This is a genomic window from Streptomyces sp. Ag109_O5-10, from assembly GCF_900105755.1.
Taxonomy (GTDB): domain Bacteria; phylum Actinomycetota; class Actinomycetes; order Streptomycetales; family Streptomycetaceae; genus Streptomyces.
The window spans coordinates 29,805-49,878 of sequence record NZ_FNTQ01000001.1 but is presented as its reverse complement, the minus strand read 5'-3'; the positions used below and the strand labels follow the sequence as shown (position 1 = coordinate 49,878).

17 protein-coding genes and 3 pseudogenes are annotated in these 20,074 nt (G+C 68.9%); 12 read left to right on the top strand and 8 right to left on the bottom strand.

The window, feature by feature from the left end:
- Positions 1-221 precede the first annotated feature (221 nt).
- Positions 222-1,046 (top strand): alpha/beta fold hydrolase, encoded by an 825-nt coding sequence (locus BLW82_RS00245; protein ID WP_093496902.1) that lies wholly within the window; start codon positions 222-224, stop codon positions 1,044-1,046.
- Positions 1,047-1,162: 116 nt separating this feature from the next.
- Here BLW82_RS00245 and BLW82_RS46130 read toward each other — a convergent pair whose 3' ends face one another.
- Positions 1,163-1,549, bottom strand: a complete 387-nt coding sequence (locus BLW82_RS46130) for a transposase family protein (RefSeq protein WP_371131466.1) — start codon at positions 1,547-1,549, stop codon at positions 1,163-1,165.
- 876 nt (positions 1,550-2,425) lie between these two features.
- On the opposite strand from BLW82_RS46130, the gene BLW82_RS00235 reads away from it, so the two are divergent.
- On the top strand, positions 2,426-3,469 hold the full coding sequence (locus BLW82_RS00235; protein WP_256215547.1) for a pentapeptide repeat-containing protein: 1,044 nt from the start codon (positions 2,426-2,428) through the stop codon (positions 3,467-3,469).
- Between the two features lie 199 nt (positions 3,470-3,668).
- Here the strand turns inward: BLW82_RS00235 and BLW82_RS00230 are convergent.
- The 4 genes and pseudogenes from BLW82_RS00230 to BLW82_RS00215 all read right to left on the bottom strand — a co-directional run bounded on the left by BLW82_RS00230 (position 3,669) and on the right by BLW82_RS00215 (position 8,197).
- Positions 3,669-5,003 (bottom strand): annotated as a pseudogene (locus BLW82_RS00230) (IS1380 family transposase).
- 376 nt (positions 5,004-5,379) lie between these two features.
- Positions 5,380-6,465, bottom strand: a complete 1,086-nt coding sequence (locus BLW82_RS00225; RefSeq protein ID WP_093496899.1) for an alkene reductase — start codon at positions 6,463-6,465, stop codon at positions 5,380-5,382.
- Positions 6,466-6,521: 56 nt separating this feature from the next.
- Positions 6,522-7,124, bottom strand: a complete 603-nt coding sequence (locus BLW82_RS00220) for an NADPH-dependent F420 reductase (protein WP_093496898.1) — start codon at positions 7,122-7,124, stop codon at positions 6,522-6,524.
- 20 nt (positions 7,125-7,144) lie between these two features.
- Positions 7,145-8,197 (bottom strand): zinc-binding dehydrogenase, encoded by a 1,053-nt coding sequence (locus BLW82_RS00215; protein WP_256215546.1) that lies wholly within the window; start codon positions 8,195-8,197, stop codon positions 7,145-7,147.
- A 68-nt stretch (positions 8,198-8,265) separates the two neighbouring features.
- On the opposite strand from BLW82_RS00215, the gene BLW82_RS00210 reads away from it, so the two are divergent.
- The 7 genes and pseudogenes from BLW82_RS00210 to BLW82_RS44900 all read left to right on the top strand — a co-directional run bounded on the left by BLW82_RS00210 (position 8,266) and on the right by BLW82_RS44900 (position 13,762).
- Complete coding sequence (locus BLW82_RS00210; RefSeq protein WP_093496896.1) at positions 8,266-8,874, top strand: TetR/AcrR family transcriptional regulator; 609 nt, start codon at positions 8,266-8,268, stop codon at positions 8,872-8,874.
- A 233-nt stretch (positions 8,875-9,107) separates the two neighbouring features.
- On the top strand, positions 9,108-9,653 hold the full coding sequence (locus tag BLW82_RS46125) for a transposase (RefSeq protein ID WP_177232781.1): 546 nt from the start codon (positions 9,108-9,110) through the stop codon (positions 9,651-9,653).
- A gap of 11 nt (positions 9,654-9,664) precedes the next feature.
- Positions 9,665-9,969 (top strand): annotated as a pseudogene (locus BLW82_RS00195) (lamin tail domain-containing protein); the annotation flags it as partial.
- Positions 9,970-10,816: 847 nt separating this feature from the next.
- Positions 10,817-11,146, top strand: coding sequence for a MerR family transcriptional regulator (locus BLW82_RS00190; protein WP_093496894.1), 330 nt, complete (start codon positions 10,817-10,819; stop codon positions 11,144-11,146).
- A 60-nt stretch (positions 11,147-11,206) separates the two neighbouring features.
- The gene (locus BLW82_RS00185) at positions 11,207-12,010 is read left to right on the top strand and encodes a PAQR family membrane homeostasis protein TrhA (RefSeq protein WP_177232780.1); all 804 of its coding nucleotides are present in this window, start codon (positions 11,207-11,209) and stop codon (positions 12,008-12,010) included.
- Between the two features lie 561 nt (positions 12,011-12,571).
- Positions 12,572-13,257, top strand: a pseudogene (locus BLW82_RS44910) (PP2C family protein-serine/threonine phosphatase); the annotation flags it as partial.
- 199 nt (positions 13,258-13,456) lie between these two features.
- Positions 13,457-13,762 (top strand): DUF6207 family protein, encoded by a 306-nt coding sequence (locus BLW82_RS44900; RefSeq protein ID WP_256215544.1) that lies wholly within the window; start codon positions 13,457-13,459, stop codon positions 13,760-13,762.
- A 483-nt stretch (positions 13,763-14,245) separates the two neighbouring features.
- Here BLW82_RS44900 and BLW82_RS00170 read toward each other — a convergent pair whose 3' ends face one another.
- Positions 14,246-15,448 (bottom strand): IS110 family RNA-guided transposase, encoded by a 1,203-nt coding sequence (locus tag BLW82_RS00170; protein WP_093496891.1) that lies wholly within the window; start codon positions 15,446-15,448, stop codon positions 14,246-14,248.
- 304 nt (positions 15,449-15,752) lie between these two features.
- Here BLW82_RS00170 and BLW82_RS00165 point away from each other — a divergent pair, with 304 nt between their 5' ends.
- On the top strand, positions 15,753-16,028 hold the full coding sequence (locus BLW82_RS00165) for a hypothetical protein (RefSeq protein ID WP_177232779.1): 276 nt from the start codon (positions 15,753-15,755) through the stop codon (positions 16,026-16,028).
- Between the two features lie 205 nt (positions 16,029-16,233).
- On the top strand, positions 16,234-17,460 hold the full coding sequence (locus BLW82_RS00160; protein WP_093507753.1) for a PP2C family protein-serine/threonine phosphatase: 1,227 nt from the start codon (positions 16,234-16,236) through the stop codon (positions 17,458-17,460).
- 174 nt (positions 17,461-17,634) lie between these two features.
- On the opposite strand, the gene BLW82_RS00155 is transcribed toward BLW82_RS00160, so the two are convergent.
- Positions 17,635-18,552 carry a helix-turn-helix domain-containing protein gene (locus BLW82_RS00155; protein ID WP_093496889.1) on the bottom strand — a complete coding sequence of 306 codons (918 nt, stop codon included), beginning with the start codon at positions 18,550-18,552 and terminating at the stop codon, positions 17,635-17,637.
- Positions 18,553-18,803: 251 nt separating this feature from the next.
- On the opposite strand from BLW82_RS00155, the gene BLW82_RS00150 reads away from it, so the two are divergent.
- Positions 18,804-19,457: an SDR family NAD(P)-dependent oxidoreductase gene (locus BLW82_RS00150; protein ID WP_093496888.1), complete on the top strand. Its 654-nt coding sequence runs from the start codon at positions 18,804-18,806 to the stop codon at positions 19,455-19,457.
- Here BLW82_RS00150 and BLW82_RS43770 read toward each other — a convergent pair.
- Positions 19,451-19,765: a hypothetical protein gene (locus tag BLW82_RS43770; protein ID WP_143063612.1), complete on the bottom strand. Its 315-nt coding sequence runs from the start codon at positions 19,763-19,765 to the stop codon at positions 19,451-19,453. The genes BLW82_RS00150 and BLW82_RS43770 overlap by 7 nt on opposite strands.
- Positions 19,766-20,074: the final 309 nt, after the last annotated feature.

Below are 20,074 nucleotides of genomic sequence, written 5' to 3'. Positions count from 1 at the left end.
CCGGCCGGCGCAGCGCAGTGTGCGAGAAGTGAACCCTGTTGTGCGTGCCGTGCACAGCGGGGGGCGCTGGTTCCCTCCGAGCCGTACGGGACTGACAAGGTGTTCGAAAGCGCTTGTCGCGGTGAACCGCAATGCGGCGAACCGCGCGAGCGCACTCAATGACAGAGCGGATCGACGGCGTCTGTCATGTCATCGCTGCGAACGGACAGGGAGAAGCGGGCATGCCCTCCATCACCACCTCCGACGGCCTCGACATCCACTACAAGGACTGGGGCTCGGGCCGGCCCATCGTCTTCTGCCACGGTTGGCCGCTCTCGTCGGACGACTGGGACCCTCAGCTGCTGTTCTTCCTCAACCAGGGATTCCGCGTGGTCGCCGCCGACCGCCGCGGCCACGGCCGCTCCACCCAGACCGACAGCGGGCACGACATGGACCACTACGCCGACGACCTGGCCGCGGTGGTCGACCATCTCGACCTGCGCGACGCCGTGTTCGTCGGCCACTCCACCGGCGGTGGTGAGGTCGCACACTACTTGGCCCGACACGGCCAGGACCGGGCGGCCAAGGCCGCGCTGATCGCAGCCGTTCCGCCGCTGATGGTCCAGACCGACGCCAACCCCGGCGGACTGCCCAAGGCGGTCTTCGACGACCTGCAGGCGCAGCTGGCGGCGAACCGCTCGGTGTTCTACCGCGCGCTGGCGGCCGGCCCGTTCTACGGGTTCAACCGTCCGGGACGCGAATTCGACGAGGCGATCGTCGACAACTGGTGGCGACAGGGCATGACGGGCAGCGCCAAGGCCCACTATGACGGCATCGTGGCGTTCTCCCAGACCGACTTCACCGACGACCTCACGAAGATCACGGTGCCGGTCCTGGTCATGCACGGCGACGACGACCAGATCGTGCCCATCGACGACTCGGCGCTGCTCTCGTCCAAGCTGCTGCCCAACGGCGAGCTGAAGGTCTACCCGGGCTTCCCGCACGGCATGCCGACGACCGAGGCGTCAACGATCAACGCGGATCTGCTGGAATTCATCCGCTCCTGACCTTCGTGGTCGGACCCAGCGAGTGCGCGGTGGCACACGTCTGCTCGGCCCGCAGGGCCGCGTTGTTCGGTTGTTCGGGGGACGTGTCCCGGTTGATCACAAGATGCCGAGGGTGATCAGTGGACGGCTGGCGTCGCGGGTGTGGTGGCGGAGTCGAGCGGCGCGATGTTCGTCTGGTCGGAGAGTACCGATGGCCAGGTTGCGCAGGGATGCCATGGCACGTGGAGCGGTGCCGGTGCGTACGCGAGCGGTGTCCTCGGCATACGCGATGTCCCTGACGTGGTGAACCATACGGCCCACGGTGGCCTCGGCCGGGGCGACGGGGCCGCGCTCCGGCTTCCGGCATGGGCCACCGATCGGGACAGTACGTGTGGCGGGGCGTCGGCAGCCCGCTCCGCGATCGCGGCCAAGGACTTCGCTCCGGCCAGCACCGCGCACGCTGCCAGGGACAAGACGAAGGCGAGCGGATGGCTTCGGCCCTGGTCCCGCCGGTCATTAGGCACCTGAGCCAGGCAGTTCAACAGGCCGGAGAAGTCGTCTGGGATGGGCAGCGCGGCGTCGGTGAGTTGGCCCACAGGCCCGGGATGAGCACGGATGAACGGGCAGGCACGCTCTTCCGTCGTGGTGATCAGGGACTCGACACCTCATGATCACCCAAAGCCCTGCCTGCCTCCGCGTCAGCCACCGGCGACGATCTCGTGTTCTGCCCCAACTCCTGAAGCCCCATCAACCCGGACACACCGACTGAACGACGCCGCCTTGGGTCCAGGGACGGGACGGACTGTCCAGGGTGGGCGAAGCCCAGCGCAGCGCCGCCGCAGGCACCTTTGACCGGCCGGCATGGCCCGCACACTCCGCGAGCGGTCGGCTCCAGTCGGCAACGTGCGCGACGCTCGCTGCAACTCCCCACTCCGTTGAACGCCGGAGCGAGTGGGGCAACGAATGCCCCGGCCGAATTCAGAGATCCTCATCAGCGGCCGGAGGACATCACCGTCTTCGACAGAGCAGCGCTGACGGGTCAGGTTCCGAGAACGGCGGCGGAGGCGCGGCAGTGGTCATCGCAGATCCTTCCGGGGTGGCACATTTCGGGCACACCACCCACATGATATCGGCACTTATGGCACGAACGTTCGAGCGGCGCCCGCCCAGACCGCTCCTTCATGGTGACGCCGCGGTGTCACGCCGCACCCCAGGGGCCACGTCCGGTCCCGGGGCACCTCACGCCCTCCGGCGAGGTAAAGAACAACGCGCGCTGAGGGGCTGGAACGATCGGTCTGCCAAGTGCCCATTGCAACCAGTGGAAGGCCGAAGCAGTCCTGACGTGCATGAGCCGCCGTTTGTCTCGTCCTCGGTATCGGGGTCCCCGGAACGGACTACGCATGTGGCCGGTCGGGACCGCTCTCGCCGTCATCTTCGCCGCCGCGATCGTGGTCGCTGTCGGCGCCTTCCTCACCGGCTGGAACTTGCTTGGCGCCCACGGCCTCAAGCCCGAGCATCAGCTGACCACCTCGACCTTGTTCGACCTGGTCAAACTGTCCTTCGGGGTGGTCGCTGGATCCGGCGCGCTGGTAGCCCTGGTCGTGGCCTACCGGCGTCAGCGCGTCGATGAAGACGGCGCCTTACGCGAGGCGACCCGACTGCACACGGAGGGGTTCACCACCGCCGTCTCCCAACTCGGTGAGGACTCCCCAGCCGTCCGGCTCGGTGGGGTGCACGCCCTGTTCGGCCTCGCCAACGACGCACCCACACAAGACCTGCGCCAGACCTGCATTGACGTACTGTGCGCCTACTTGCGGCTGCCCTCCCCCTCCGATCCGGGCAACCTGCCCGACGGAACCTCGCCCAGCGAGGAGCAGCGCGCTGCCCACCGGGACAAAAAAGACCTCTACCTCGGAATGCGCGAGGTCAGGCATACGATCCTGCGCCTGATCGGAGATCACTACCGCATACCCGAAGGCATGCACCGCTCCTGGCAGGGCTGCAATCTCGACCTCACCGGCGTCACCATCGACGGTGTCATGGACTTTCACGGCGCCGTGTTTTCCAAAGGCACCGTCTCCTTCGAAGGCGCGTCAATCTCCGGCCGCGTGTTGTTCTTCATCTGCGCGGGGTTTTTCGGCGGCGAGGTGTCCTTCCGCGACGCAACGTTCGACAGCGACATGGTGGCCTTCGACGGTGCCATCTTCTCCGGCGGCGTGGTGGCCTTCGACCGTGCGACGTTCGACGGCGGCTCGGTGAGCTTCGCCGGAGCGACGTTCTCCGGCAGCGAGGTGTCCTTCCGCAACGTGAAGTTTTCCGGCGGCCAGGTTCCCTTCGATAACGCGACGGGTCCAGTTCCTATCGGGCTTCTCGACGCCGTCAGCGCCACCAGCGCTACTGAGACGGTCACCCTTCCACCTTCTTGGCAAAACCCAAATCCATAGCACGAAGGGGCCGGAAAGGGTCGTTTTCCCCTCCTCTAGCCTCGATCTTTCGTGACGGCCCGACGGTTTCTTCGGTGGTCCGTTTCGGTCGTTCGGGCTGGTGGCGGCCAGGCTGATGGTCCGGCCTTCGCGTCGGATGGGCGCCGGGTTCCACGGCTCCGGTCGGGTGGTGCTGCTCGCAGGGACGGGAATGTACTGGTCAGCCGGGGTTCGGGATGGCTTCGAGCCGTGCCAGGGCGTCGGTGATCACGCCGGTCCAGGGCCAGTGGCGTGCGAACCGTAGACGCCGGCGGCGGGCGGTGGTGACGATCTGGGCGGCGGCGGAGAAGAGGCGGAGCCGGAGGTGGAGGGGCTCCCACCTGAGGGTTTCGCTGGTCAGTGCAAGCATGGGCATCCATGCGAGGAGGTCGAGGGCGATCTGGACGATCTCCAGCCAGATCTGGTTCTGCGCGGTGTCGTGCAGGGGCAGGTTGCGCAGGCCGGTGGCGCGGGCCTCGCGCGTCGGCGGTGCCGCAGTTCGAGCGCGGCGATCGGAACGTCCACCGAGTTGGTGGCGAAGCAGGTGAGCCGTAGGCCGTCGGCGTCGGTGATTCGCAACTGGGCACCGGGGTGGGGCCGTTCCTTCCGCACGATCAGTTGCATCCCTTCAGGTCAGCCGGTCAGCACGTCACCGGCGATCTCGGCGATGCAGGCGCCGTCATGGATGTCTCCGCTGGGTTTAACGGCAGGCGTCCAGGCCGATACCGGTGCATCGAGTACGGCTTGGTGGATGGCGTCGGTGATGGTCATGCCGACGGAGTACGACAGCCACCGCCCGCGCTGGGCCAGCCAGCCCACGAACTCATGAGTGCCCCGCCGTAATCGGTGCGGATCAGCGTCCGCCTGCCGCGCCGGTAAGCCTTCGGCAGTTGAGCCAGGGCCAGTTGGGCGGTGATGATGTGGTCGGCGGCTGTGTTGCTGCCTGCGTTTCCAGCTCGCAGCACCCCGGCTCACCGGACCCACCGGTGCCGTGGTCGACGAATTCCATCAGCGGGTGATGCCCGAAGGTCTTCTTCCAGGTGGCGGCCGCGTCCTGCTTGTCGGAGTGGGAGATCACCAGGACACTGCCCAGGTCCACGGTCACCTGCCCGCTGGCGTCCGGAGCCGTGTCGCCGGCCAGTTTCCGGACGTGTTCGCGGGCCTGGCGAATCGCGGTCAGCACACGGTTCCCGCCAGCGGCGAGGGTGTCGACGAGCCGGGAGACCGTCGGGTCGGAGGCCACCGGCCCGAACATGCCGGGCTCGGCCCGCAACATGGCGACATCGGCGAGACAGTCACCGCCGAGCGCGACCGCGAGCGCCACGTCCAACAGGACTTTGCCCGGATCGTGTACCGCGCGGGACTTCCGCCAGGGTGCCAGTGCCGTCGATATCGCCTGATCCAGGCCGGACTTGCGGACCGTCTCCACCAGCAGCACGGCCCCGGCCTGCGAGACCAACCCACGACCGCCGCCCTCAGCGCGGACACGCTGGTACGACCCGATACGCTTCTTCACCTGGAGTGCCTCCGACAGGATCGGGAAAAAGGGCCTGGACAATCCTATTCTCGCTGGTCAGAGGAACTTTCTGCTGTCTTGGTCACCTACTGGACAGCCCGCGTCGTGAAGGCGCGAGGCTAGTGCTAAGCCGCTGACATCGACATGACGGCTCTCCACTGACACTCCTGTGCGGACCATCACACCGCCACCGGTGAACCAGGGCACCTGTGGGACTGGGCTCGCTGCTGCAGGTACCCGACCTGTGGTGTTGTCCCCTTTGCTGTGGCTCGGGGCCAGTAGCGTTCAGAGAACTGGTCGGCGCTGCGTTGGGTGTGGGGCAGCAGGAGGTTTCCTGCTGCCCCACGCGCCGACGCTGCGTCGACGTATTGCTTGCTCAGTTGGCGGTGAAGGCGGGGTAGTCGGTGTAGCCCTCGGCGTGACCGGCGTAGTAGGTGGCACGGTCGCCGTCGGCCAGCGGGTGGCCCTGCGCGAAGCGCTCGACCAGGTCAGGGTTGGCGATGAAAGGTTCAGCGAAGGAGACCGCGTTGACGATCTTGTGGTCGAGGATTTCGTTGCCGAGGGCCTGGGTGAAGCCGAGGTTGGCGATGATGTTGCCCTGGTAGTGGGCGCGGTAGCGGGAGAAGAGGGCGATTCGCTCCTCGATGGTGCCGGGGGTGCCCAGGAGGTGCAGGTAGGCCAGGTTGCTGTCGTTGAGCTTCTTGAACAGCTGGTCGTAGTCGGCGAGTGCTTCCTCGTCCGCGGTGAACGTGGTCCCGTTGTTCCAGCCCGGGGACATCTTCACGCTGACGCGGTCGCTGCCGAACACGTCACTGACGGCGTCGAGGATGTCGAGGAGGAGCCGGGCCCGCTTCTCGCTGCTGCCTCCGTAGGCGTCGGTGCGCTGGTTGAGACGCGGGTTGAGGAACTGCGGGATCAAGTGGGACTGCTGGGCGTGGATTTCCACGCCGTCGAAGCCGGCGCGGCGGGCGTTCTCGGCCGCGTGGCGGTAGTCGGCGATGGTGGCGGCGATCTCAGCGCTGGTGTAGGCGCGCGGGGTGACGGTGTCCTTGGGGCCGGAGGGGGTGAAGGACTTTTCGCCGGGGTTGATGGCCGAGGGTCCGGCGGGCAGGCGGCCGCCGAGGTGGTCGGGGTGGGAGGCCGCGCCGAGGTGGCCGAGCTGGGAGACGATCCGGCCGCCGGCCTCGTGGACGGCTTCGGTGACCTTCACCCAGCCGGCGGTCTGCGTCTCGGTGTAGATGCCGGGCGCGTGGATGAAACCGATCGCGTCGGCGTTTACCCAGGTTCCCTCAGTGACGATCAGGCCGGCGCCGGCACGCTGCGCGTAGTAGGTCGCGTGGAGGTCGGTGGGGGCCAGCTCGGCGTTCTGAGCACGGGCGCGGGTCATGGGGGCCATGACGACGCTGTTGGGGAGTTCCAGGGCGCCGAGGCGGACGGGCTGGAGCAGGGGCTGGGTGGTCATGAGCAACTTCCTTGTGGGGGGTTGATAGGGGGAGAGCGAGGAATGGGCGGGGCGCCTCAGTCCTGTTTGAGGGCGTGGAGGCCGGAGAGCGGGCCGCCGAGCTGCATGAGGCGTCCGCCCTCGCGCAAGGAGCCGAGGTCGACGGGGGCGAAGCCGAAGGCGGCGGTGAGGTCCTTGACGGTGGTCTTGGCGTCGGCGTCGTCACCGGCGAGGAACAGCACCTGGCGTCCGGACCGGTGGCGCGGGTCGGCGGCGATGTACTGGCCGTAGAGGGTGTTGAACGCCTTGACGACGCGGGCTCCGGGAAGCAGGGAGGCGACGTGTTCGCTGCCGGTCAGCTCGCCCAGGTCGGCGATCTTCATGGGCGGGGGCGGGGAGGCGAACTGGTTGGTGGCGTCGATGACGATGCGCCCGTCGAAGGGAGGCAGGCCGGCTACCGCGTCCGGGATCTGGGGCCAGCCGACTGCGAGCACGACGAGTTCCGCCGCGGCGGCTTCCTGCGGGGTGCCGGCCTGGGCGAGCGGTCCGATTTCGTCGGCGAGGCGGGCCAGGGAGGCGGGGCCGCGGCTGTTGCTCAGGACGACCTGGTGGCCGTGGGCCACGGCGTGGCGGGCGATGGCCTGGGCGACGGTTCCGGCGCCGAGGGTTCCGATCTTCATGGCGGTGCCCTTCGTGGGGTTCAGGGTGCGGGGCTGGTGAGCAGGACGGTTCCGTTCCTGCCGGGGCGGCGGACGTGGTCGATGGCCTTCGCGAAGTCGGCGAGGTCGTAGCGGGCGGCGACCTCGAAGAGTTCCGGGGCGGTCGCGGCCAGCCGGGCGGCGAAGGCGACGTCCTCGGCCCGCTCCTCGGGCGTGCGGGCGGCCATCCACTGGAAGACGGACGTCCCCCGCACGGTCAGGGCCCGCGGGGTCAGCGCGAGCGACTCCAGCGACGTGCTGCCGGAACCGAGCCCTCCGTAGGTGATCAGCGTGCCGCCGTCGGCGAGCAGCCCGGCCAGCTCACCGGTCAGGGATCCGCCCACCGCGTCCAGTACGACCTGGACGCCCCGGCCGCCGGTCGCGTCCTGGACCTGAGTGCGCCAGTCGGCGTCGGCCGTCGAGATGACCGGCAGTGCGGGGAAGCGCTGCCGCAATGTCTGCGCCCCCGTGGCGCTGCGCACCAGGTTGACCAGCGGGATGCCGTGCTTGAGGGCTGCGGCGCTGACCAGCTTTCCCACCGACGAACCGGCGGCCGTCTGCACCACCGGACCGGCCCGGCCGCGCTGGGCGTGCTGGACCGCCCGCAGCAAGGAGAGCAGGGTCAGCGGGTTGGCCAGCATCAACGCCGCGGTGTCGTCGCCGAGGTCCTCGGGCACCGACACCACAAGATCGGCCGGCGCCGTGACGACTTCGCTCCACGCGCCCGGCACCGGGAAGAACGCCACCCGCTGGCCGGGCCGCAGATCCTGCACACCCTCGCCGACGGCCTCGATGACGCCCATTGCCTCCACGCCGGGAATCCGGGGCGTGGCGAACCGCTGCCGCGGCCAACCCGGAAGGCCCTCCACTCCCGCCAGGTCGCCGGGGTGGATCGGCCTGGACAGCACCCGCACCTGAACCTGCCCGGTTGCGGGCGCAGCAGGGGCCGGCCGCTTGCTCAGGCGTAGTACCTGCCCGGCTTCACCGTGCTGGTCGTAGGCGATGGCGCGCATGGTGCTCTCCTTCCACGAACTATTAATGATGACCCTCATCATTGCAACTCCTGCTATGATGAGGGTCATCATTAAAGATGTCAAACAGAGAGCGACGCGAGGGGACGGCCATGCCGCGGATCACCAAGGAAGACAAGGCCCGCAACCGGCAGAACATCCTCGAAGCGGCGAGCCGCATGTTCCGCTCGCAGGGCATCGACGCGGTCGGCATCGCCGAGCTGATGAAGGAAGCCGGACTCACCCACGGCGGCTTCTACAACCACTTCGCCTCCAAGAACGAGCTGGCCGTGGAGGTGTGCGGCGCCTCCTACGCCGCCTCGCTCGCGGTCCTGGCCCAGGCGATCGAGGACGGCCCGGACCAGGCCGGCTCACCGCTGGAGCGGGTCGTGGCCGACTATCTGTCCACCGCACACCGTGACGCCCCGGACGGCGGCTGCCCCTCCGCCTCCATGGCCACCGACGCCGGACGGCACAGCGAAACCGTGCAGAGCGCGTACGCCGAAGGCGTCGAGGGATACCTCACCGGCTTCACCGCCGAGTTCCTGCGCGAAGCCGAGGAGAAAAACCACGGGCTCGACCCGGCCGAAGCCCGCCACAGGGCCATCCGCCTGCTCAGCGAAATGGTCGGCGCACTGATGCTCGCCCGCGCCGTATGCCACGTCGAGCCCGGACTTTCCGACGAGATCCTGCAGACCGGCCGCAGCCACGCCCTCAACTGATGCGACTCGGAGCCGCTGCGGGACCTGGAGCCGAGGCGTTCGCGACAGACGGCCCGGCCCCGACGGGCGCAGGAATGGACACGCCCCCTGAAAGGCTGACCGGCCTGACCTGGCTGGGGGCTCTACTCCTGCGCGCCGTCTTCGTCACGCTCGATCGCACGCCGCGTCGGCTGCTGCCAGGACCGGACAGAGCACCTCAGTAGTTGCCACACGCCCTCCATGGTGTCCGAGACGTGGAACAGCCGACCGATCATCGTCTTCGCCCGTGCCGGCACCAAAAGTTGCCGGTGGCGCCGCGGCCTCGCCGCGTGGTCCGCTGGATCATGACCGACCCGGACCGCCTCCCCGCCGACGACGCCCACGAGCTCAAGGAGATCCGGGCAGCCTGCCCGCACCTCGACGCCACGGCTCGGTACGTTCGCGACCTCGCCGCCATACTCCACGAACGTCGCGGCGACCTGCTGCCCGACTGGATGGAGCGCGTCCTCGCTGAGTACCTACCCGCACTGCCCTCGCTGGTCACCGGCCTGCGCCGGGACCAGGACGCCGTCGTCGCCGGCCTATCGAGCTCCTGGAGCTCGGGCCAGGTCGAAGGCCACGTCACGCGGATCAAGCTCCTCAAGCGGAAAGGTTATGGCCGTGACTGCGTCCGGGCTCGGGTGTTCGGCCTGCTCCTCAGCTGCCGCGACTCAGGCCACGGACGCTCGCTGGGGATCGACTGGGTCGATCCCCAGCTCCTGGAATCGGTTCTCCAAGGCTTCCAGCCCGGCGTCAGCTGAACAAGGAGTAGGTGGATGTCACCAACACGAGCCGTCGTGCGGTGGACCTGGACGGCTGGACGCTCTCCGACGAGGACGGCCACACCTACACCTTCCGCCTGGAGGGACGCTCCACGGTCCGCATCCACACCGGTGAGGGCCGCGACCGCTACGCCGGCGTCTACCAGGACCGCCGCAATTACGTGTGGACCAACGGCTCCGACACGGCGACTCCGCGCAACACCACCGCCGCATCATCGACGAGGTCTCCTGGGGCCGCCACCGCGGCGATGACCGCGACCACGGCGATGACCACCGCGAGCCGCGAGCACGGTGACCGCCGTCGCTGACCCACCCGCTGGTGCCGAAGGCCGGTGACCGTCCCCGGCCTCGGCGCACCACCTCCGCCTGGCGACATCCCTTGGAGCCCGGCCGGGGGTGCGCGGTTCAAGGAGACCGCGAACGATACCTCACCGCCCGTACGCGAAAATCTATCTTAGTCAGAGTAGACATTGGGTGGTGTCGTAGTTATGGTTTCTCTCGTAGCCCGTAGAGATAGCAGGGCCTGGCGGACACGAACTGCCGGGCAGTAGCACATAGTTGCAGTGCGCAGGACGGTGCGGTGGTGGAGTTCCGGAGCCAGGGTTGTAGGACGGTGACGGGACTGACGACCGGACCGGGTGGCCCGCAGTGATCAGGGGCCGCCGTGAGCAGTACCGCAATGGCAGTACCCAGCAGTGAAGTCAGTGAGCGGTACCTCGGTGAAGGCGTCGGCTGCGGGCGCGCGCACCGGGAGGTTCGGCAGTGGGGTTCTAAAGCCAGAGCAGATGCAGGACGGGCGACGGGGCTGGCTGTCGAAGAGTGGCGCTGTGACAGGCCACGGAGCAGGTCGCATCACCAGCAGTACGCAGTAGAGCTGTACCAGCGTTGAGGGAATGAACGGAGGAATTGGGCGCCATCAGGATCGCCCGGGCGGCTTGTTGAGTCCGGGTACCGCAGGACATCGATAGTGAGGTGGTCTCCGGTCGAGCAACCGCGATCCCAGTATCCCCGGCAGCAGTGCGGTCGGGTGTGCGCAGACAGAAGGCCGGCGCAGTAACAGGGCCGGCGGATGGTGTAGCAGTTTCTCCGGGCCCTGGCGCCGCACGGCGCCAGGGCCCTCCGTGCGTTCAACAGAAGGTCAGATGACAGCAGACGACACCTTCAGCCGTCTCGACGACGTCTACCGCGCCTGCACCATGGGTCGGGCCGCCGAGATGCTCGGCACCACCCAGGGCTTCCTGCGCGCCGTCGGCGGCGCCCGCCTCATCGCCCCGCTGCGCTCCCGGGGCGGACACCGCCGCTATTCCCGCTACCAGCTGCGCATCGCCGCCCGCGCCCGGGAACTCGTCGACGAGGGAACCCCTGTCGAGGCCGTGTGCCGCATCATCGCCCTCGAGGACCAGCTCGAGGAAGCCCAGCGCATCAATGCCGAACACCGCCGCAGTGCAGCCCTGCACACAGCCGCCACCTGATACGCGGTCCGCGGTGCCCCGCCCGACCGCACCCTTCCGCCCTTTCAAGAATATGAGCGCATGATCGCCGAAGACACTGAGCCGCCGTCCCACGGACGGGAGCCCCGGCCCCGGCCCGCCGGCCCGGGCAACCCGCCCGACACCTTGCGTATCCGGGCGATGGATGCGTCTGCCGTCGCAACAGGCCGGCTGACTGCCGCCACCGGCCCGGAGTGCGGGGTGGAGCGGGCGGCGGCTGCGTTGAAGCCGAGGATGCGCGGTTGGCTGCACGCCGGTGTGTTCCCCCTGGCGCTCGTCGGGGGCGTCGTCCTGATCGCCGTCTCGCGCACGGGCGCGGCAGTGGCGGCCTGCTCGGTGTACGCACTGTCGGCGTGCTTGTTGTTCGGTACCAGCGCCGTCTACCACCGCGGAACGTGGGGGCCGCGCGGGGAGGCGGTCCTGCGGCGGCTGGACCACGCGAACATCTTTCTGATCATCGCCGGCACCTACACCCCGCTGGCGGTACTGCTGCTGCCCGAAGGACGGCAGCAGGTGCTGCTGGCGGTGGTGTGGGCTGGCGCGCTGGCCGGCATCGCCTTCCGCATCCTGTGGATCGCAGCTCCCCGCTGGCTGTACACCCCGTGCTACATCGCGCTGGGCTGGGTGGCCGTCTTCAATCTGCCCGACTTCGCGCGCACCGGCGGTGCCGCGGTCGTCGTGCTCGTCATCGCCGGCGGTCTGCTCTACACCGCGGGAGCCATCGTCTACGGGCTCAAGCGCCCCGACCCCTCACCGGCCTGGTTCGGCTTCCACGAGGTCTTCCACACCCTGACCATCGCCGCCTTCACCGCGCACTACACCGCCATCCTCCTCGCAGCCACATGACGGTGTTGCGCAGCGGGCACAAGCCGGGCCCGGTGGTGAAGTGTGACCTGTCCGGGTACCGGGCCCGCAACAGGTCTTCCGTGTCCTTCGGGGCGATGTCCTGAGCGTCATCGAGTAGTGAGGAGCCGACGTGACCGCAGCAGGGCCGGACGGCGGGCGGGCCGCCCATCTTTCCCGGGACGCGAGTGGCCGGGGCAGGGCGATGACGTTGGAGGCGGCTGAGGCTGCTGCGCCCGTGGAGTCGCTCGACTGGTCGCGCGCACGCTCCAGGAACACCTCGGGGCGGCGTCGGTGTCGTTCCTGATCACCGATTTCACCGGCAGTTCGGTCGTGCGGCTGGGGGGCGGGCAGCGTCGACACCGATGAACCCGCCCGGCGCAACCCGCTGAGGGGCACCCTGTACGACGATGTGATCCGCACCCAGCGGCTTGGCGCGGAGGACAAGGGGCGGAGGACAAGGGTGAGGGCGCGCCGGTGCGGATCGTCGCCCCGGTGACCAACCGCCGGGACGCCCTCGGACTCCTCGAACCGTTCCTGCCCACGGCGCCGGATGCGGCGGCAATGCGGGAGATCAGTGAGCCCGCGCACGCGCTGGCGTACCTCGTCGCCGCGAACCGGTCTTTCGGACGCCGGACCAAGCCGCTGAGTCTGGCCGCGGAGATCCAGCACCGGCTGCTGCCGGCGTCGCTGGCGTGCGAGGCGGCGCAGTTTGTGGTGGCCGGGGCGCTGGAGCCGGCCGACCACGTCGGCGGTGACACCTTCGACTACACGATCGGCCGGGACACCGTGCAGCTCTCCGTCATCGATGCCATGGGGCACGATGTCGAGGCCGCACTGCTGGCCACCCTCGCGGTCGGCGTCCTGCGCCGGGCCCGACGGACCGGTGCCGATCTCGCCGAGCAGGCCCGTCAGGCGGACCAGGCGATGCGCGAGCACAGTCACAAGGGTTACGTCACCGGCCGGCTCCTGCGTATCAGCCTGCTCGACGGCAGGACGGAGTTCGTCAACCCCGGGCACCCCTGGCCGCTGCGGATGCGGGACGGCCGGGTGCGGGAGATCACTCCGGAGGTCGATATGCCGTTGGCTTCAACGCCCCTCTTACCTACCGGGTCCAGTCGCTGGACCTGCGTCCGGACGACCGGCTGGTGATGCTGACCGACGGCATGCTGGAGCACCACGCAGGCAGCCCCAACCTGTCCGACCTGATCGTGCGGCCCCGCGATCTGCACCCCCGTGAGGCCGCCCGCACCCTCATCGCGGCCGTCGTCGACGCCAACGACGGCCACTTGCAGGACGACGCGACCGTCAGTGCCTGGACTGGCACGGCACCGACCACTTCCAGCGGGACGCCACCACCGGCGCCGACCTCACCGACGCCTCACAACCGTCGGGGACGAGACGGACCACTTCCGGGCGATGACTCTGTGCGAAAGGATGATCTTGACGTTGGACTGGACCGACGACGAATGGCGCCTGGCGGAGTTCACTCAGAAGGAGGGGCCGGAGCCCACCGACGCCGGCGTCGACTTCGGCGCCGCACCTCAGATGTGGCCCGACCCGTTCGCGCCGAGGACATCGCCGAGCCCATCACTACAGTGGCGGGCCTCTTCGTGCCCCCCAAAGCGAACCGGCTTGGTCGTCGTCGACGTTGCGGCCGCCGACGAGGAGACCGCGCTCGCCTTCCAGCAGCTGCTCGCCGACCGGGACCACGGCGACCGCGCAGAGGACGACACGGGACGCGGGCGAGCCTGACGTACGGCTGCTCTGCACTACCTGGACCTGTGCCCGCCGAACAGCCCGGCCGCGCTGGACAAACCCCTAGAGCCCGTAACGCGATCATGATCGGGTCTTCTTGAAACGTTCCGTGACGAGGCTCCGGCCCCCAGACCTGTCGACGCCGATAACTCCCTGCCCGTGCGGGAGTCTGTCTTTCGACAGCGATTTCGCGGGTCACCGTGCAGCCGCTGCCGGAGTTCCTGACGGAGCGGGTCTTCGGGCCGCTGGGCATGGTGGACACCGGTTTCGAGGTGCCGGTTGCCAAGCGGGGCAGTTCACCAGCTTCTACCGGCCGGGCGACGACGGCAGTCTGGAGCTCGCCGACGTCCCGGACGGCGAGTGGAGTAGCCTGCCCCCGCTACCGCTCGGCAATGGCGGGCTGGCCTCGACCGCCGACGACCGGCTGGCCTTTTGCCGGATGTTGCTGGCTGGCGCCGGGGGGTGCCTCTATGTCTTTCGTCAAGCGGTCCGTGGGGTTCTGGGTTTGTAGAAGGTTCCGTCGCGGAGCATCGCGAACAGCACGTTGATCCGTTGGCGGGCCAGGCGAAGGAGAGCCTGGGTGTGGGTCTTCCCGCGGGCTCGGCAGCGGTCGTAGTAGGTGCGGGAGGCGGGATCGTGCAGTGCGGCGAACGCGGACAGGAACATCGCGCGTTTGAGCTGCCGGTTCCCGCCTCGCGGAGCATGTTCGCCGTGGATCGAGGATCCCGACTGCCTGGTGGCGGGGGCGAGGCCGGCGTAGGAGGCGAGGTGGGCGGCGCTCGGAAACGAGCTGCCGTCGCCGACGGTGGTCAGAAGGACTGCGGCGGTCCTGACGCCGATGCCGGGCATCGAGGTCAGGACCTGGGAAAGAGGGTGGGCCTCCAGCAGGGCCTCGATCTGGGTTTGCAGTGCCCGGCGTTGTTCGTGGACGGCGGTCAGCGACTTGGCCAGTGACGGCACGATCACGTCCAGGGTGTTGGTCCCGGGAACGACGACGGTCTGTTCGTCGAGGGCGTCGAAGACGTCGTCGACGAGCCGGGTGGCCATGCGCGGGGCCTTCGGCCGTATGACCTCGACGAGTTTGCGGCGGCCTGCCTTGCGCAGTGCGGCCGGGGATCCGTAGCGCTCCAGCAGCCAGGTGATGGCGGGGTGGTCCAGGCGCGGGCCGAGGACGCGTTCGAGGCTGGGGTGGAACTGGGTGAGCAGGCCGCGGATGCGGTTGGAGGTGCGGTTGGCCTCGCCGGCCAGGTCCTGGTCGAAGCCGACCAGCATGGTCAGTTCGGCGGTGATCTCGTCGGCCAGTTCGAGGGAGCGCAGGGTGTGAGGCATGGTGCGGGCGGCGTCGGCGATGACAGCGGCGTCGCGGGCGTCGGTCTTGGCCTCCCCCGGGTAGAGGTCGGCGATCCGGCGCATCGCCAAGCCGGGCAGGTAGGCGACCTGGCAGCCGGCGTCGCGGGCGACGGTCAACGGCAGGGCGCCGATGGAGGCGGGCTGGTCCACGATCACCAGGACGGTGCCGAACTTGGCCTTGAGCTTGTCGAAGACGGCCCGCAGCTGGGGTTCGCCGTTCGGCAGGCCTTTGTCGAAGACCTTCTTCCCGGCCGGGGTGAGTCCGTGGCCGTGATGGTTGCTTTTGCCGACGTCCAGGCCGAGGAAGACGCCCGTTGCGTCGATGTCGATCACCGTGCCCCCACATGTGTCGATGCTGTGCCGGCCTCGGCGGCGGGGCCGTTCGCGCGCATCCACGTTATGCAGACCTGCCGCCCGCGAGCTGCCCGGCATTGCGCCGGGCCGGGCGGGGGCCGGACCTCTGATCAGCGTCTCCGACGGCACCCCTCGGGCCCGGTGACACCACCCCCCAGGTCATCCGATCGACAGGGGGCAACAGTCATGCCGGGCCCGGAGGCCAGCGGCCCTCTTGCAGGACCGCGAAGAAGATAACGGGGCGGCCGACGGCCGCCGGGTACTGTCGGCCGACCCCGTGCGCATGATGACCACCGACCATACGAATCCGGCGCAGTGCGACATCGGCCAGCTGTTCCTGGAGGGCCGGGGCTGGGGCTTCGGCGGCTCGGTTGACATCGAACCGACCAACCCGTGGAATGCGGCCGGCCGTTATGGCTGGGTCGGCGGCACGCGGACAGCGGCGTACGTCATCCCGGCCACGGGTGCGGTCACCATCCTGCTGACTCAGGTGGCAGCGATGGGCCCCGTGCCGGCACCGGTGATCAGGGAGTTCTGGTGGTACGCGGCGGACGCCTGACACACGCTGCTCACGCCCGTAGCCTCACGGTGGGCCCAGCTGACGGGGTGGCGAAATCGGACCACGTGGACTTGAGGACTGCATCCTGCCCGGGGGTCGACATGCCGCACATGGCGTAATCCGCCGCTCCCGGCGGCTGCCCAGGTCACCGTGTGCGCAGACGCCGATCGGCGTGCGGAGGGAAAGGGGGGTGGCGGAGCAGGTCATGGGCGAGGAGAGCATGGACCGGTCGGAGGGTTTCGGGGAAAGGCTGCTCGGCCTGCTGCTGGACCGGGCGCGGGTGATGCCGCCCCAGCTGATCGCCCCGCTGGTCGCGGAGGAGGTGGCAAGGATCGGCGGTCGTGACGTGTCCATCCTCCTCCAGGACTACGCGCAGGAGGTGCTCGTGCCGCTTCCGGGCAGGAAGCTGCACGTGGGCCAGCCGCAGCCGGTTGCCGGCTCTCCCGCCGGCCGGGCCTTCCTGAGTGCGGACGTCGTCGAGGTGGTGCAGGCCGACGGCCGCGTGCGGATGTATCTGCCGTTGCTGGACGGCAGCGACCAGGTAGGGGTGATGTCCCTGACCCTGGACACGGTAGGTGAAGACGACCGGCGCCTGCTGCGCCGGCTCGCGGGCCTGGTCGCCGACATGCTGGTCACCAAGAATGCCTACACCGACCTGTTCTTCCAGGCCCGTCGCCGGGAGCCTATGAGCGTGTCCGCTGAGATCCAGTGGAGCCTGCTGCCACCACTGACGATGACTGTGCCGCAGGTCGAGGTGGCCGGCATCCTGGAGCCTGCCTACCGCGTCGCCGGCGACAGTTTCGACTACGCCCTCAACGACAGCATCCTGCACGCAGCCGTGATCGATGCCATAGGCCACGGCCTGGACGCCGCCGCGATGGCGACCATCGCCATCGGTGCCTACCGGCACGCCCGGCGCGTGTTCGTCAGCCTGGCCGAGAAGTACGCGTACATGGACGAGGCCATCTCCCAGCAGTTCGGACCCGACCACTTCGCCACCGCGCAGCTCATGCACCTCAATATCGCCACCGGAGAGCTGGAACTGGTCAACGCCGGCCACCCCGCGCCCCTGCTGATCCGTGACGGCCGGGTCGTGCGGCAGCTGGAGAGCGCGACGACACTGCCCGTCGGCTTCGGCGGCGAGGAGCCCCGCATCAGGCGGCACATGCTCCAGCCAGGCGACCGGGTGCTGTGCTACACCGACGGCATCATTGAGGAGCACCTCACCGGCGGGGAGCTGTTCGGCGAGGAACGCCTCATCCGTTGCGTCAACCGCCTGGGACAGGAGCCGTCACAGGGGGTGCGGGCGGATCTGCGCAAGCTCTCCCACACGCTGAAAGAGGAACGGGGCGGGTGTACCAGCGACGACGCCACGCTCTTCATGATCGAGTGGCACGGTGGCGCCGCCGACCACCTCGCGGCCCTTGACTGAGCACCTCGATGGCTCAGCTGTGAGGACTGCTGGTGTGTCCAGGGCGGGCTGTGGCGTTGCCGGGGGAAGGGCGTGGCCGAGGACGCGATGTGTCGGTGTCGGTGTGGGCGTCGGTGTTGCCCGGTCGCGGCAAGCCGGGCCGGTCGGCACCGGTGCTGTCCAGGCAATCAGGCATCAGTCGCGCCGTGAGGGCGGCCTTGTGGTCCGGGTCGTCGGGGCAGCCGGATCGTGCTCGGTGTCGTTGTCCTGGCTGGCGGCCCAGGAGGCGAGCAGGGTCAGGTTGTCGTGGGAGACCGTTCCCGGCTCGGCGGTGTAGGTGATCATGGTGAGGCCGGGTTCGGCGTTCGGTTGGAGGAGGTCGTAGCGCAGGTCGAGCATGCCCACGACCGGGTGCTGGAACCTTTTCGTGCCTCTGACGCAGGCACGCACGTCGTGTCGGGCCCACAGCTGGCGGAAGGCGTCGCTGCGGGTGGACAGCTCGCCCACGAGATGGGTGAGCGGCTGTTCATGCGGAGTGGGGCCGGCGGCGGCGCGCAAGTGGGCGATGAAGTCGTCGGCGACCTCGTCCCAGTCGCGCCAGAACTGGCGGGCCTGAGGGTTGAGGAACGTGAACCGGGCGATGTTCGGCGCCTGGCGCGCGTCGGTGTGGAGCACGCTGTACAGAGCCCGGCCGAGGGGGTTGGTGGCGATCACATCGAGGGTGGGACTGCGCACCAGCGCTGCGACGCCGACGAGGGAGTCGAGGACGGTCTGCAGCTGCGGGGCGATCGCTGCAGGCGTGGTGCGACGGGAACGGGGTGCGGGGGACGGCCGGCCGGCGCGTGCCAGGTCGATGAGATGGGCCTGCTCGGCGGCATCCAGACGCAGCGCGCGGGCGATGGCCTGTAGGACGCTGTCGGAGGCACGGGTGAGCGCGCCGCGCTCCAGGCGGATGTAGTAGTCGATGCTGAGCCCGGCCAAGGCGGCGACCTCCTCGCGGCGCAGCCCGGGTACCCGCCGCTTCCTTCCGGTGACGGGCAGGCCGACTGACCTGGGGCTGATCCGTGCCCGGCGGGAGACCAGGAACTCCTGAATGTCACGGCGATGGTCCATGCACTCGACAATAGGTACGAGTAATGCGGATAGGGAGGGTTTGTCAGTACCCCCTATGGCAGGTCCTCCCGCAACGGCGTCGGCGGCGGCAACCTCGAAGCAGTGATCGGCAGACCACCGCAGCCCCTGACGACATCGAGCTCCTGGGCACCGATTTCGCAGCTAACTCGCGCGACGCGTCAAAGAGAGTCGACGCCCAGGACCGCTGAGTGCGGTGGCAGGCCTCCGACCCCACCTAGGAAAGGATTGTCATGACCCTCGGAACCGCAGTGATCGTCGGCGTAGGTCCAGGCATCGGCCTTGAGCTGACCCGGGCATTCGCCAATGCCGGACACCCGGTCGCCATGCTCGCCCGCAACAAGACGAAGATGGACACCTACGCTGCCGAGCTTGCCTCCACCGGCCAGGACGTTCGCGGCTACGCCACGGATGTCGCGGACGCCGGCAACCTGCGCTCCGCGATCCACTCCGCGATCACGGACTTGGGTGCGCCCGACGTGCTCATCTACAGCGTGGCGGTGCTCGACAGCGACTCGCCCCTCGGCGGTGACGACCAGAAGTGGGTCGCCAATATGGCCATCGATGTCCTGGGCGCCAGGGTCGCGGCCGACGCCGTGCTGCCGGAACTGCGCGACGGCCGCGGCACCCTGCTGTTCGCGGGCGGCGGGTACGCTCTGCATCCCTCGAAGAAGTATTCGTCCTTGTCCGTTGGTAAGGCCGCGCTGCGCGCGTACGTGCAGTTGCTCCATGAGGAGCTGGCCGGGACGGGCGTGCACGCAACCAGTATCACGATCACGAAGACGATCGGCAGCGAACCGCGCTTTGAGCCGGCGACGCTGGCACAGGCCTATCTCGCGCTGACCAAGCAGCCCGAGAGCGAATGGCAGCACGAACTGGTCTACTGAGCCGTCCCAAGCCCCGCGACGGCGAGGTCGAGTTGTCCGGTCAGGATGATGTCGCACCCGAACGCCGGCGAGACCGGGAACGGCGTACCTGGCTCCAACCCGACCTTGCGCAACGACTCCGGGTGTCCGTCCGTGGCCACGCGCCCGGCGGCGCGATCGGCGATCTCCAGAGTGGTGTCGGAGACCAGGCGCACCCGCCGGTACCAGGCCCTGATGCGTCCCGTTTCTTCGCCGGAGCGGAAGTGGGGAGCGCCAGTGGCCTCACCGGCTGATCCGGGCCAGGCGGACAGGCCACGACGTGTGGGCATGCGCTCCTCCAGGCTGAGCTGGGAAAGGTGGGAGATCACCTTATGGCCTACAACTCTCGTAACACGCAGGCCGGTTGGCCGGACAAGAGCTGGTGAATCCGGAGCAGCCAAGGCGAAAGCGAAGAAGCGCCGCAGCGGGACCGCGAACACTCCGCCGCACCGGCCCGGCGACCGGCCGCGCCGCTAACCCGGCGAGCCGGGGTTCGCGAGCTTGCTGACAGCCTTCGGGACCGTCAGGAGTCTTCGTATGGGCTGAGTAGGTCCATATAGGAGTTGTCGGCGTTCGCCACCCTCCTTGCCGAGCCGACT

Bases quoted from the DNA above. Each gene is read 5' to 3' on its own strand.
- BLW82_RS00225 (WP_093496899.1), bottom strand. From the start codon at position 6,465: ATGACCACCCAGCCCCTGCTCCAGCCCGTCCGCCTCGGCGCCCTGGAA.
- BLW82_RS00160 (WP_093507753.1), top strand. From the start codon at position 16,234: ATGGGCGAGGAGAGCATGGACCGGTCGGAGGGTTTCGGGGAAAGGCTG.
- BLW82_RS00215 (WP_256215546.1), bottom strand. From the start codon at position 8,197: ATGATGAGGGTCATCATTAATAGTTCGTGGAAGGAGAGCACCATGCGC.
- BLW82_RS00165 (WP_177232779.1), top strand. From the start codon at position 15,753: ATGATGACCACCGACCATACGAATCCGGCGCAGTGCGACATCGGCCAG.
- BLW82_RS43770 (WP_143063612.1), bottom strand. From the start codon at position 19,765: ATGCCCACACGTCGTGGCCTGTCCGCCTGGCCCGGATCAGCCGGTGAG.
- BLW82_RS00220 (WP_093496898.1), bottom strand. From the start codon at position 7,124: ATGAAGATCGGAACCCTCGGCGCCGGAACCGTCGCCCAGGCCATCGCC.
- BLW82_RS00150 (WP_093496888.1), top strand. From the start codon at position 18,804: ATGACCCTCGGAACCGCAGTGATCGTCGGCGTAGGTCCAGGCATCGGC.
- BLW82_RS00245 (WP_093496902.1), top strand. From the start codon at position 222: ATGCCCTCCATCACCACCTCCGACGGCCTCGACATCCACTACAAGGAC.
- BLW82_RS00155 (WP_093496889.1), bottom strand. From the start codon at position 18,552: ATGGACCATCGCCGTGACATTCAGGAGTTCCTGGTCTCCCGCCGGGCA.
- BLW82_RS00235 (WP_256215547.1), top strand. From the start codon at position 2,426: ATGTGGCCGGTCGGGACCGCTCTCGCCGTCATCTTCGCCGCCGCGATC.
- BLW82_RS00210 (WP_093496896.1), top strand. From the start codon at position 8,266: ATGCCGCGGATCACCAAGGAAGACAAGGCCCGCAACCGGCAGAACATC.
- BLW82_RS00185 (WP_177232780.1), top strand. From the start codon at position 11,207: ATGATCGCCGAAGACACTGAGCCGCCGTCCCACGGACGGGAGCCCCGG.
- BLW82_RS00190 (WP_093496894.1), top strand. From the start codon at position 10,817: ATGACAGCAGACGACACCTTCAGCCGTCTCGACGACGTCTACCGCGCC.